This is a genomic window from Pectobacterium araliae (assembly GCF_037076465.1).
Lineage (GTDB): Bacteria > Pseudomonadota > Gammaproteobacteria > Enterobacterales > Enterobacteriaceae > Pectobacterium > Pectobacterium araliae.
In genome coordinates, this window is the sequence record NZ_AP028908.1 from 1,428,374 (window position 1) to 1,441,706 (window position 13,333).

Below are 13,333 nucleotides of genomic sequence, written 5' to 3' on the forward strand. Positions count from 1 at the left end.
ACGATTCGTGCTGACTGTGGATAAAAGAAAAATGCCCGCGAGGCGGGCATTTCAGGAAAACGATTGGGTGAGAAAAGGGAAATTATTTCTTCGTTTCTTTCTCTTCCATTTCTCGCGCCCAACGTGGGTGGTGCTTACTCGCCCAGCGTTTGGATACTTTGCCTTCAATCATGCCTTTAATCGAGCCTTTAACCCAGAATGCCATGTACATGTGGATCAGGATGGCATGGATCAGCACGATAGCCGCAGCCGCGTGAAGCAGAATGGCATAACGCACGATATCAATTGGGAACAGGTGGGCAAAATAAGGACGCCACATAATGACCCCAGTGATCAGCAGAACCAGCGTTAGCCCCATAATACTCCAGAACATCATTTTCTGACCGGGGTTATATTTACCCACCTGAGCCACTTCATGTTCATTGCCTTTTAAGACCTCAACAATATTGAGGAACCACGGCAGATCGCGTTTCTTCGGAATGTTATGACTAACAAAACGGAAGAACATCGGGATCAGGCAAATGACGATCAGCACGCCAAAAAACGGGTGCAGAATACGCCCCATTTGCGGCGTACCAAACGTCTGCGTCAGCCATTGCAGGGTCGGAAAGAACAAGGCAATACCTGAGAGCGCGACCAGGAAAAAGCTAATCACCACAATCCAGTGACAGATGCGATCGATAAACTTGGTGCGCAAAATCATTTTTGGTTTACTCATGTTTGTCTCCCCCTTCTTTGTCTTCTCCTTCATGTTCATGATCCATTTCCTCTGTGTTTGGACCAACACCGACGTAGTGGAACATTAACCCGGCGAACGTGGCGACAAATCCTAACGCAGACAGCGGTTTCAGGATGCCTTTCCACAGATTGACTGGCGTGGAAATCTGCGGATTATCTGGCAGATTGTGATAGAGAGAAGGTCTGTCCGCGTGGTGCAGCACATACATCACGTGCGTACCGCCTACACCTTCTGGATCGTAGAGGCCTGCATGGTCGTAACCCCGATTTCTCAGATCGGCGATGCGTTCTTCTGCCAGATGCTTCATCTCTTCTTTCGTACCGAAACGGATGGCACCTGTCGGGCAAGTTTTCACACATGCCGGTTCTTGCCCAACGCTGACCCTATCGACGCACAGCGTACATTTATAGACGCGGTTATCTTCTTTATTCAGACGTGGAATATTGAACGGGCAACCGGCGATGCAGTAGCCGCAGCCGATACAATGTTCGGACTGAAAATCGACGATACCGTTGGCATACTGGATGACAGCACCCGCAGAAGGACAGGCTTTCAGACAGCCTGGATCGCTACAGTGCATACAGCCATCTTTACGAATCAGCCACTCCAGACGGTCGTTCTCTTCTACTTCGGAAAAGCGCATCAGCGTCCAGGATTTGGCGCTCAGATCCGCCGGGTTATCATAAACTCCGAAGTTATGGCCGACTTCATCACGAATGTCGTTCCACTCTGAACAAGCCACCTGACAAGCTTTACAGCCAATACAGGTGGTGACATCGATCAGTTTTGCCACTTCGCTTTTGTCATTACGCACATGCGGAGGTGGTGTAAAGCCGTTGGTGGCCGAACGTTTAATAATATCTTGTGATTGCATTGACATAGTTGGCTACCCTTACACCTTCTCTACATTAACCAAAAACGCTTTGTATTCAGGCGTTTGTGAATTAGCGTCGCCGACGCTCGGGGTGAGTGTATTAGCCAGGAACCCTTTACGTGTGGTTCCCTCATAGCCCCAGTGGCAGGGAATACCCACGGTTTCCACGCTGTGTCCGGCAATTTCTAGTGTTTTGATACGCTTGGTGACCACCGCTTTGGCTTTGATGTAGCCACGTTGGCAGGAGATTTTGATTTCATCGCCTGCTTTAATGCCTTTGCTCTTCGCCAGATTTTCACCAATCTCAACAAACTGTTCTGGCTGCACAATCGCGTTCAGGCGCGCGTGTTTTGTCCAGTGGCGGAACAATTCGGTAATTGAGTATGTTGTCGCCACATAAGGGAAGTCCTTCGCGGTTCCCATCGTTTTGGCATCGCGATCAAACAGACGCGCCGCAGGGCTGGAAACCACTGATGGGTGCAGTGGATTGGTACCGATAGGGGACTCGATCGGTTCGTAGTGTTCAGGGAACGGCCCGTCGACTAGTTTGTCCATGGAGAACAGACGTGCCAGACCTTCCGGCAGCATAATGAACGGTCCGGTGTCTTTACCCGGTGGTACGGTAGCGGCGAAATCAGGCACATCGATACCTTGCCATTTCTGACCATTCCATTCCAACAATTTACGTTTGCTGTCCCATGGTTTTCCTTGCAGGTCGGCAGACGCGCGATTGTAGAGAATGCGGCGGTTTTGCGGCCAGCACCATGACCAGTTCGGCGTACAGCCCAGCCCTGCATCGGCGTTGTCGCGTCTATCCATTTGGTTACCGGCTTCCGTCCAGCTACCGGCATAGATCCAGCAGAAGCTGGATGTAGAACCGTCATCGCGTAGCTGTGAGAAGTCCGCAACCTGCTGACCTTTCTTCAGGATCAACTTACCGCTGTCATCGTAGATATCGGCCAGTGCCATACCGTTGGCCTCGCGGGCGACTTCTTCCGGCGTTGGGTCTTCTGGGTCTTTATAGTTCCAGTTAATATTCATCAACGGATCGGGGTAAGCGCCGCTTTCTTCGCGATACAACTCGCGTAGACGCATTAGCAGTTTACCGAGGATTTTACCGTCGTGATGGGCTTCTCCTGGTGGCTCAGCCGCTGCCCAGTGCCATTGCAACCAACGCCCTGAGTTAGCAATGGAGCCATTCTCTTCGGCAAAGCAGGAAGAAGGCAGGCGGAAGACCTCCGTTTGAATGGCTTTTGTATCCACATCATTGAATTCGCCATGGTTCTGCCAAAACGTAGAGGTTTCCGTGATCAGTGGATCGATGATGACCATGTACTTAAGCTTGGAGAGCGCTTCGGTAGCTTTATTCTTGTTGGAAAACGCTGCCACGGGGTTAAAGCCCTGAACGATATAGCCGTTCATTTTGCCTTCGACCATTAGCTCGGTTTGCGCCATGATATCGTAGCTACGATCCCACTTCGGCAACCAGTCATAGCCCCAGTTATTCGACGCCTGTGCGTTATCGCCGTAGAAGCTCTTCATCATACTGATAAAGAATTTTGGCGTGTTTTTCCAAAAGTTAACCTGATCGGGCAGCAGTGCCGTCGGCGTGATCTGCCCCAGATAGGTTTTCAGGTCTGGCTGTTTTTCTGACGGCAATGGCATGTATCCCGGCAGATTTAACGACAGCAGACCCAGATCGGTATAGCCCTGAATGTTAGAGTGGCCGCGCAGAGCATTGATACCGCCACCAGCCATACCGATGTTGCCAAGCAACAGTTGGATCATGGCGGCAGAGCGAATAATCTGCGCACCGTTGGTATGGTGTGTCCAGCCTAAGGCGTACATGAACGTTGCGGTTTTATTCGGCACACAGGTTTCTGCCAGCGTGCGGCAGATTGTTTCATAATCTTTGGCCGATGTGCCGCACAGGGATGTCACCATTTCCGGCGTATAGCGGGAAACGTGCTTTTTCAGCAGGTTCCACACGCAGCGTGGGTGAGATAGCGTGGTGTCGCGTTTGGCAAAGCCGGATTCATCAAGCTCATACTGCCAACTGGATTTGTCATATTGACGTTTTTGTTCGTCGTAGCCGCTGAACAACCCTTCGTCAAAGCTGAAATCTTCTCGCACGATCAGGCTAGCGCTGGTGTAAGACACCACGTACTCATGGTGAATTTTATCTTGCGTAATAAGATAGTTAACGATACCTAGCAGAAAGGCGGCGTCTGAACCTGCCCGAATGGGCGCATAGAGATCGGCAACGGCAGCAGAACGGTTAAAACGCGGATCGACAACAATCAGTTTCGCATTGTTGTGTGTTTTCGCTTCAACGGCCCATTTGAAGCCGACCGGATGCGCTTCTGCTGGGTTACCGCCCATCACGATAATGACGTTGGCGTTTTTGATATCAACCCAGTTGTTGGTCATTGCGCCACGGCCGAATGTCGGTGCCAGTGCAGCAACGGTTGGTCCGTGGCACAAACGTGCCTGACAGTCGATGGCAACCATGCCAAGAGAGCGGGTAAATTTCTGATCGAGAAGGCCGGTTTCGTTGCTGGCGGCAGAAGAGCACAGCATGCCCGTCGTCAGCCAACGGTTGACGGTTTCGCCTTTCGCGTTGGTGCGTTGGAAGTTGGCGTCGCGGTCCGCTTTCATCAGACGTGCGATACGTTCGATCGCGTCGTCCCAGCTAATTCGTTGCCATTTGTCGGAACCCGGCGCGCGGTATTCAGGGTAGAGCAGACGGTTTTCGCTATGGATGTAGTCGACCAGGCCCGCACCTTTCGGGCAAAGGGAGCCACGGCTGACTGGATGGTCTGCATCGCCTTCAATGTGAAAAATGGACGGTTTTGCATTCTTTGCGCCATCTCCCAGGCTATACATGAGCACACCGCAACCGACTGAGCAGTATGTACAGTTGTTACGTGTCTCTTTTGCCCGCAACAATTTGTATTGACGCACTGATGCCATTGCTTCTGTGGGTGTAAAACCCAATACCGCGAGAGTGGTTCCAGCCATCCCCCCCGCGCAAACTTTAAAGAAACCTCTTCTATTGAGTTGCATTAGTTTCCCTGTGTAATTATGTGTCATTTTTGTTGCGAACAATTTAACAACACATAAAATGTGGGCTTTGCGCAAAATCAAAATTTAAGTATTTAAATCCCCATTACACCTACAAAGAGGTATATTTTTTATTCGTTATATAGTGTAATATATAGCGAGTTTGTTATTTCATGGTTACAAACCATGCAAAGCAACGAGGCAGTTGGAGGGAGATCAGCGGGTATTTGTGGCGGAATTGTTGCAAAAAAAAAGCCAGATAAAAATCCGGCTCGATGTGGTTGTTATTTGACCTGCATACCAGGCTGAGCGCCGCTGTCTGGACTCAGCAGGAAGATATCTTTCCCGCCTGGGCCTGCTGCCATCACCATGCCTTCTGATATGCCGAAGCGCATTTTACGCGGAGCCAGATTGGCGACCATCACGGTTAAACGGCCTTCCAGCTTAGCCGGCTCGGGGTATGCCTCACGAATGCCGGAGAAGACCTGACGGGTTTCGCCGCCCAGATCCAACGTCAAACGTAAGAGTTTGTCAGAACCGTCAACCAGTTCAGCCTGTTTAATCAAGGCGATACGCATATCGACTTTGGAAAAATCGTCAAAGTTAATGGTGTCCTGTACCGGATTATCTGCCAACGGGCCGGATACGACTTTTGGCGTCGTAACCATGTCCTCTTTAGACGCGTCAACCATTGCGTTGACTTTATCCAGATCCATGCGGTTGAACAGGGCTTTGAATGGATTGACCTGATGGTTCAGTAGCGGGGTAGTGATAGCATCCCAGCTTAGTTCTGTGTTTAAAAACGCTTCGGTACGCTGCGCCAAAGCAGGCAGAACCGGCTTCAGGTACGTCATCAATACGCGGAATAGATTAATGCCCATTGAACAAATTGCTTGCAGGTCGGCATCCCGACCTTCTGCTTTCGCTACCACCCACGGCGCTTGTTCGTCAACATAGCGGTTGGCGATATCCGCCAGCGCCATGATCTCACGAATGGCACGCCCGGACTCACGGCTGCTGTAGGCTTCTGCAATGCTGGTAGCAGCGTCGGTGAAGATTTTATACAGCTCAGGATCGGCCAGTTTGTCCGCCACTTTGCCGTCAAAGCGTTTATTGATGAAACCTGCATTACGCGATGCCAGGTTTACAACCTTGTTCACGATGTCCGCATTCACACGCTGGACGAAATCTTCCAGATTGAGGTCGATGTCATCGATGCGAGAAGACAGTTTTGCTGCGTAGTAATAACGCAGACAATCGGCATCCAAATGTTGCAGGTAGGTGTCCGCTTTAATGAAGGTACCACGTGATTTAGACATCTTGGCACCGTTGACCGTCACATAGCCATGCACGAACAGGTTCGTCGGCTTACGGAAACCGCTGCCTTCCAACATGGCTGGCCAGAACAGGCTGTGGAAATAAACGATGTCTTTACCGATGAAGTGATACAAATCTGCGTCTGAGTCTTTCTTCCAGAAATCATCAAAATTCAGGTCGCCACGCTTGTCGCACAGGTTTTTGAATGAACCCATGTAACCGATTGGCGCATCCAGCCAGACGTAAAAATATTTGCCCGGCGCATCGGGGATTTCAAAGCCGAAATACGGCGCATCGCGGGTGATGTCCCACTGTTGCAGACCCGAATCGAACCACTCTTGCATCTTATTGGCAACCTGTTCCTGCAATGCACCGGAACGTGTCCAGGCTTGCAGCATGTCGCTAAATGCAGGCAGATCGAAGAAGAAGTGCTCCGATTCACGCATCTCCGGTGTCGCACCAGAAACTGCGGACTTAGGTTCGATCAGCTCTGTTGGGCTGTAGGTTGCGCCACACACTTCACAATTATCGCCGTATTGGTCGGCTGCCTTACATTTCGGGCAGGTACCTTTAACGAAACGATCCGGCAGGAACATCCCTTTCTCTGGATCGTACAACTGAGAGATCGTGCGGTTTTTAATAAAGCCGTTTTCTTTAAGACGACGATAAATCAACCCTGACAACTCACGATTCTCTTCGCTATGCGTAGAGTGGTAGTTGTCATAGCTGATATTGAAGCCGGCAAAGTCCTGCTGATGCTCCTGACTCATTGCCGCAATCATCTGCTCTGGCGCAATCCCCATTTGCTGGGCTTTCAGCATGATTGGCGTGCCGTGGGCGTCGTCCGCACAGATAAAATGAACCTGGTTGCCGCGCATTCGCTGGTAACGAACCCAGATATCAGCCTGAACGTGTTCAAGCATATGACCGAGGTGAATCGAACCATTAGCGTAAGGCAGCGCGCACGTTACCAGAATTTTCTTTGCGACTTGAGTCATGAGGAACTTGCTTTCTTTTGTGAATAGAGGGAAATCGATGTTAACCGATAGCGCCTTACTGCGTAAACCGCTGGTGTGAGTAAAAACGGCAGGAAACCTCATGGCAGATGCTATTTTGCGTAGCGTTTCCACGTTTTTGACGCCGAAGGGCGTCAGGCTTCCTTCGCTCTGGTATGCTATACACGGTCTCAACGGTCAAATATGAGAATTTCAAGGAGCCGGAATGAACGCTACAGTCCCCGAACAACGTCCTGAAGCATTGCGTGCGATGGTCACCGGGGTTTTATCTACTTTTCAGCACCCGACACTGAAAAATAATCTGACGACACTGAATGCACTGCGTCATTGTGCCTTGCTGGATAATGTGTTGCACATTGAACTGACGATGCCGTTTGTCTGGCTCAGTGGTTTGGCAGTATTAAAAGAAACGGTTAGCGATGAGTTATTACGTTTATCAGGCGCAAAGGCGGTGGAATGGCGCTTAACGCACGATATCGCTACGCTGCGCCGGGTTAACGATCAGGCTGGCGTGAAGGGAGTGAAGAACATCATTGCCGTCAGTTCCGGGAAAGGCGGGGTGGGTAAATCCAGTACGGCGGTCAACATGGCGCTGGCATTGGCGGCTGAAGGCGCCAATGTGGGCATTCTGGATGCCGATATTTATGGACCTTCGATCCCTACCATGCTGGGTTCGGCCAGTGAACGACCCACTTCGCCGGATGGTCAACACATGGCGCCGATTATCGCGCATGGCCTGGCAACCAACTCGATTGGTTATCTGGTGACGGATGATAACGCCATGGTGTGGCGTGGGCCGATGGCGAGCAAAGCATTACTGCAACTGCTGCAAGATACGCTTTGGCCGGATCTGGACTATCTGGTGTTAGATATGCCGCCGGGGACGGGGGATATCCAACTGACGCTGGCGCAGAATATTCCTGTTACTGGTGCGGTCGTGGTGACGACGCCACAGGATATCGCGCTGATGGATGCCATGAAGGGGATTGCGATGTTCGAAAAAGTCAGCGTGCCAGTGCTGGGTGTCGTTGAGAACATGAGCGTCCATATCTGTAGCAACTGTGGTCATCTGGAGCCGATCTTCGGTACGGGCGGCGCGCAGAAGCTGGCGGAAAAATACCACTGCTCTTTGTTAGGTCAGCTTCCACTACATATCTCCTTGCGTGAAGACCTTGATCGCGGTGAGCCGACGGTGGTCAGCCAGCCAGATAGCGAGTTTACTGCGTTGTACCGTGAACTGGCAGGGCAGGTTGCCGCTCAACTTTACTGGCAGGGTAGCATTATCCCCAGTGAAATTTCTTTCCGAGCACTGTAGCATTTCCGTTAGTGAGTAAAAAGCCGGGATCTGTCCCGGCTGAACCAGCGTCAGCATTCGATTTCCCTGATGCGCAATACGTGGAAAGGGTGGCGTGAAAGCGGCTAACTCCCTATAATTGCACGTCAAAGCGCCCATTGGCGCATTCCCCTCTCTTTTATTTATGTTAATCAGGTCGTTAATACCATGACTGATCAGTCTCACCAGTGCGTCATCATCGGGATCTCGGGAGCGTCCGCTTCGGGTAAAAGTCTTATTTCCAGCACCTTGTATCGCGAATTGCGCGATCAGGTTGGTGATCAGCATATCGGGGTGATATCTGAAGACAGCTATTATAAAGATCAAAGCCATCTGACCATGGAAGAGCGGGTAAAAACCAACTATGACCACCCGAGTTCGATGGATCACAGCCTGCTCATTAAGCATTTGCAAATGCTGAAAGCGGGCCAGGCAATTGAAGTTCCGCAGTACAGCTATGTCGAACACACCCGTAAACAGGAAACGGTGCATATTGAGCTGAAAAAGGTCATTATCCTGGAAGGCATTTTGCTACTGACGGATGCACGTCTGCGTGATGAGATGAATTTCTCTATCTTTGTTGATACGCCGCTGGATATCTGCCTGCTGCGCCGCATGCGCCGCGACGTTAATGAACGGGGCCGTTCAATGGACTCGGTGATGGAGCAGTATCAGAAGACCGTACGTCCGATGTTCCTGCAATTCATTGAGCCCTCGAAGCAGTATGCCGACATTATTGTGCCGCGCGGTGGGAAAAACCGCATCGCGATTGATATCTTGAAAGCCAAGATAAGCCAGTTTTTTGAATAATATGTCCTGAATCATTCAGGTTGCGTGACCGAGGTTTATCCGATAGATACCCGTGTCGAATGGAGAATAAGATGAGACTGTGTGACCGTGACATTGAAGCCTGGCTGGATGATGGCCGACTGGTGATTACGCCCCGTCCGCCAACAGAGAGAATCAGTGGCGCGACCGTTGATGTTCGTTTGGGAAATCAGTTTCGCGTCTTCCGCGGACACACTGCGGCTTTCATTGACTTAAGCGGCCCGAAAGATGAAGTCAGTGCGGCACTCGATCGCGTCATGAGTGATGAAATCAATTTGCCAGAAGGCGAGGCATTCTTCTTGCACCCAGGAGAATTAGCGCTGGCAGTTACGTTTGAGTCCGTCACGCTACCAGATAATTTGGTAGGCTGGTTGGATGGTCGTTCTTCGTTAGCCCGTCTGGGATTGATGGTTCACGTCACTGCACACCGTATCGATCCCGGTTGGCAAGGAAGAATTGTGCTGGAGTTCTATAATTCAGGTAAGTTGCCGCTGGCGTTACGCCCCGGCATGATGATTGGCGCTCTGAGTTTTGAACCTCTTTCCGGGCCGGCGGCTCGCCCGTACAACCGCCGTCAGGACGCCAAGTATAAAGATCAGCAGGGTGCGGTAGCGAGCCGGATCGATAAAGACTGAGCGTCTGGTTATAGGTCTGTAACATAAAAACCAGACAGTCGCGCGTTTCGCAATGAGGATGGCATGAGAAGATTTCTGACGACGCTGTCAATTCTGCTTGTGGTGCTGGTGGCAGGAATGACGGCCTTGGTCGTACTGGTTAATCCCAATGACTTCCGTGCTTACATGGTGAAGCAGGTTGAGGAACGTAGCGGCTACCGTCTGCAACTTGATGGCGATCTGCGCTGGCATGTGTGGCCGCAACTGAGTATTTTATCTGGCGGTATGTCATTAAGTGCCCCGGGCTCCAGTGCGCCTATTGTCAGTGCTGAGAATATGCGTCTCGATGTGCAACTGTGGCCGTTGTTGTCGCATAAGCTTGCGGTCAAGCAGGTGATGTTGAAAGGGGCCATTATTCGTCTGACGCCGGAAAGTGAAGCCAGGCAGGCCAGCAATGCACCCATCGCTCCAGCGGGCTCGCAGACGCCATCCGAAGAGCGACGCTGGCGTCTGGATATCGGCAAGATAAAAATCGCCGATAGCCTGCTAATTTTGCAACGCAGTAATAATGAACAGATTAATGTTCGTGATATTAACCTTGCGATGGAGCAGAACAGCGACCGCCAAGTCAATATCGAATTATCGAGCCGTATCAATCGCGATCAGCGTGATATCGCTTTCTCTCTCGCCGCAGATGTCGATCTGTTGCGTTTCCCTCAGCAAGTCAACGCCAGTATCACCAAACTGGATTACCAACTTCAGGGCGTTGGAATACCGGCAAACGGTATCCGCGGGACAGGACGTGTTCAGGCAAGTTATCAGCAGCAGCCTGAAAAAATCACGTTCAGCCAGTTTTCACTCAACACCAATAATAGCCAACTGTCGGGGGCGGGTAGTGTGACGCTGGGTGATATCCCCCATTACGAGCTGGATTTGTTGTCTGGGAAGCTGGATCTAGATTCTCTGCTGGGGATTGCGGCGGTAAAAGAAAATAACGCTGCTACGGTAGCGATTAAGCCATTAGCCCCTGTCATTTCAAACGAAGCTGAAGCGTCCGAGCCAGAAGATAGCTTACAGCGATTCACTGCGCGTCTGTCGCTACAGGCTGCATCGCTGATTTACCGTGGCCTTGATGTCCGCCAATTCACATTACGGGCAGATAATAAGCCAGGGCTACTCGATATTTCGACTTTAAGTGGCGAACTGGGCAGCGGGCGTTTCTCATTGCCCGCGAAGGTTGTGACGAAACCATCAACGACCATCACGTTACGACCCGACCTCAAGGATATTGAACTGTCTCAACTGATGTCTGCGTTTGCGCTACCTGCCGAGTCGGTCAGCGGAAAATTGTCGATGACGGGACAATTCAGCGGCAATAGCGTTGCGCTGCCTGCTTTGTTCCAGCAGTGGCAAGGAACGGCGGCGCTGCAAGCCAATAATGTCCGTCTACAGGGCTTGAATATTCAGCAAATGGTGCAGATGGCCGTGGCACGTAGCAACGGCAATGTGCGTGGGCAAGAGCGCTACGAGCGTTATACCGAACTGCAACAGCTGACCGGAAAAGTACAATTGAACGCAGGTAAGTTACGTCTTACCGATCTCAATGGTCGCTCTGAGCTGCTGTCGCTAAGCGGTGTCGGTCAATTCGATTTGCCAGCTCAGACGTGTGATGTCAACGTGAATGTTTCTATCACGCAAGGGTGGCAAGGGGATGAGCAACTGGTCAGCGTATTGAAAAATACGGCAATTCCGTTACGCGTCTATGGCGAATGGGATAAATTGAATTACCAGTTGCAGGTAGATCAATTGCTGCGTAAACGCCTACAGGATGAACTGAAGAAACGCCTGAATGATTGGGCCAGCCAAAATCAGCAAAACCAGAAGGGCAAAGATCTGAAGCAACTGCTCGACCGTCTTTAATTTCCAGAAATGCTGTGTTCCAGGCCGATTTGCTGATTCCCGCCAGCAAATCGGCGGCTTATCCTCAATGATTTCCTTTAATTTTTCATACTTCCCCAGACAAACTTTGTGTTCGATGTCTCTTTTTTAACGCTGTATATTAATATTTTTCTCTTTTTTTATTTTCTAAAGCAGTAAACTCCGCCCCCTGTTTTCGGTGCGGTACATATTCCGCTGCCGGGGAATGTCTGTCAGATAATTTATTACTCAGGTATTGAAACTCACTATGCTCGAACTTTTGATTGGTGTTGCTGTAACGATTCTGGTTGGTCGTTACATTATAAAAGGGTACTCCGCGACTGGCGTGTTGTTGGTGGGAGGCCTGTTACTCTTGGCAATCAGTGCCATGGTGGGGAAAAACGTCTTGCCAGCCAGTGCGAAAGCGACGGGCTGGAGTGCAACGGATATTGTTGAATACGTAAAAATCTTGCTGATGAGCCGCGGTGGCGATCTCGGCATGATGATTATGGTGCTGTGTGGCTTTGCCGCGTATATGACGCACATCGGTGCCAATGATGTCGTCGTTAAGCTGGTTTCCCGCCCGCTGAAAATGATCAACTCGCCTTATTTGCTGATGATTGCGGCCTATTTTGTCGCTTGTCTGATGTCGCTCGCGGTGTCATCGGCGACGGGACTCGGTGTGCTGCTGATGGCAACACTGTTCCCCGTCATGGTGAACGTCGGTATTAGTCGCGGCGCTGCGGCGGCAATCTGTGCTTCTCCCGTGGCATTGATCCTGTCACCGACCTCGGGCGACGTGGTGCTTGCCGCACAGGCATCGCAGATGAAATTAGTGGATTTTGCCTTTAAGGCCACGTTGCCCATTTCCATCATGGCGATCGTGTGTATGGCTGTCGCGCATTTCTTCTGGCAGCGCTATCTGGATAACAAAGCGAATGTCAGCCATGAGATTCTGGATGTCAGTGAAATCGCGACGAATGCGCCGCGTTTTTACGCCATTCTGCCGTTTACGCCGATCGTGGGTGTACTGATATTTGATGGTAAATGGGGGCCGGAGCTTCATATTATTACTGTGTTGGTTATCTGTATGGTGCTGGCGGCGATGCTGGAATTTGTCCGCTCGTTCAATGCGAAAAACGTGTTTGATGGGCTGGATGTGGCCTATCGTGGCATGGCTGATGCCTTCTCTAGCGTCGTAATTCTGCTGGTTGCGGCTGGCGTATTTGCTCAGGGGCTTGGCACGATAGGCTTTATCAGCGGGCTGATCGGCCTTGCTCAGTCATTTGGTAGCGGTGGGTTGGTGATTATGTTGGTGTTGGTGGTAATCACGATGCTGGCCGCGATGACCACCGGTTCGGGCAATGCGCCGTTCTATGCGTTTGTTGAGTTGATTCCAAAGTTGGCATCGCAAATGGGTATCAATCCTGCCTATCTTGCCATCCCGATGCTTCAGGCTTCCAATTTGGGTCGTACCATTTCTCCGGTATCCGGCGTGGTGGTTGCTGTGGCAGGAATGGCAAAAATATCGCCGTTTGAAGTGGTGAAGCGCACCTCTGTTCCGGTTCTGGTCGGGCTGATTGTGGTAGTGGTGGTGACTGAGATTATGATCCCTGCCTGATAACTGAAATG

General features: G+C 50.9%; 9 protein-coding genes. 5 read left to right on the forward strand and 4 right to left on the reverse strand.

The features are described 5' to 3' along the window. Positions 1 to 82: 82 nt before the first annotated feature. The 4 genes from fdnI to metG form a co-directional block, all read right to left on the reverse strand. A complete protein-coding gene (fdnI, locus tag AACH44_RS06405; RefSeq protein ID WP_261848905.1) occupies positions 83 to 718 on the reverse strand; it encodes a formate dehydrogenase-N subunit gamma in 636 nt (211 codons plus the stop codon). After that, entirely contained in the window at positions 711 to 1,619 is a 909-nt protein-coding gene (gene fdxH / locus AACH44_RS06410; RefSeq protein WP_261848906.1) for a formate dehydrogenase subunit beta, read from the reverse strand. The genes fdnI and fdxH overlap by 8 nt, the downstream gene beginning before the upstream one ends. Before the next feature lie 12 nt (positions 1,620 to 1,631). After that, entirely contained in the window at positions 1,632 to 4,679 is a 3,048-nt protein-coding gene (gene fdnG / locus AACH44_RS06415; RefSeq protein WP_261848907.1) for a formate dehydrogenase-N subunit alpha, read from the reverse strand. A 281-nt stretch (positions 4,680 to 4,960) separates the two neighbouring features. After that, entirely contained in the window at positions 4,961 to 6,991 is a 2,031-nt protein-coding gene (gene metG, locus AACH44_RS06420) for a methionine--tRNA ligase (RefSeq protein WP_261848908.1), read from the reverse strand. A gap of 223 nt (positions 6,992 to 7,214) precedes the next feature. On the opposite strand from metG, the gene apbC reads away from it, so the two are divergent. The 5 genes from apbC (at position 7,215) to dcuC (ending at position 13,322) form a co-directional block, all read left to right on the forward strand. Further along, a complete protein-coding gene (gene apbC, locus AACH44_RS06425; RefSeq protein WP_261848909.1) occupies positions 7,215 to 8,324 on the forward strand; it encodes an iron-sulfur cluster carrier protein ApbC in 1,110 nt (369 codons plus the stop codon). A gap of 186 nt (positions 8,325 to 8,510) precedes the next feature. Next, positions 8,511 to 9,152, forward strand: coding sequence for a uridine kinase (udk, locus tag AACH44_RS06430; protein WP_005974035.1), 642 nt, complete (start codon positions 8,511 to 8,513; stop codon positions 9,150 to 9,152). A gap of 71 nt (positions 9,153 to 9,223) precedes the next feature. After that, positions 9,224 to 9,805 (forward strand): dCTP deaminase, encoded by a 582-nt coding sequence (gene dcd / locus AACH44_RS06435; RefSeq protein ID WP_005974037.1) that lies wholly within the window; start codon positions 9,224 to 9,226, stop codon positions 9,803 to 9,805. 63 nt (positions 9,806 to 9,868) lie between these two features. Further along, a complete protein-coding gene (gene asmA / locus AACH44_RS06440; RefSeq protein WP_261848910.1) occupies positions 9,869 to 11,704 on the forward strand; it encodes an outer membrane assembly protein AsmA in 1,836 nt (611 codons plus the stop codon). Positions 11,705 to 11,969: 265 nt separating this feature from the next. Further along, complete coding sequence (dcuC, locus tag AACH44_RS06445) at positions 11,970 to 13,322, forward strand: anaerobic C4-dicarboxylate transporter DcuC (RefSeq protein WP_261848911.1); 1,353 nt, start codon at positions 11,970 to 11,972, stop codon at positions 13,320 to 13,322. Positions 13,323 to 13,333 lie beyond the last annotated feature (11 nt).

Excerpts from the sequence above, each read along its gene's own strand:
- udk (WP_005974035.1), top strand. The coding sequence starts at position 8,511 with ATGACTGATCAGTCTCACCAGTGCGTCATCATCGGGATCTCGGGAGCG.
- fdxH (WP_261848906.1), bottom strand. The coding sequence starts at position 1,619 with ATGTCAATGCAATCACAAGATATTATTAAACGTTCGGCCACCAACGGC.
- dcuC (WP_261848911.1), top strand. The coding sequence starts at position 11,970 with ATGCTCGAACTTTTGATTGGTGTTGCTGTAACGATTCTGGTTGGTCGT.
- fdnI (WP_261848905.1), bottom strand. The coding sequence starts at position 718 with ATGAGTAAACCAAAAATGATTTTGCGCACCAAGTTTATCGATCGCATC.
- dcd (WP_005974037.1), top strand. The coding sequence starts at position 9,224 with ATGAGACTGTGTGACCGTGACATTGAAGCCTGGCTGGATGATGGCCGA.
- metG (WP_261848908.1), bottom strand. The coding sequence starts at position 6,991 with ATGACTCAAGTCGCAAAGAAAATTCTGGTAACGTGCGCGCTGCCTTAC.
- asmA (WP_261848910.1), top strand. The coding sequence starts at position 9,869 with ATGAGAAGATTTCTGACGACGCTGTCAATTCTGCTTGTGGTGCTGGTG.
- fdnG (WP_261848907.1), bottom strand. The coding sequence starts at position 4,679 with ATGCAACTCAATAGAAGAGGTTTCTTTAAAGTTTGCGCGGGGGGGATG.
- apbC (WP_261848909.1), top strand. The coding sequence starts at position 7,215 with ATGAACGCTACAGTCCCCGAACAACGTCCTGAAGCATTGCGTGCGATG.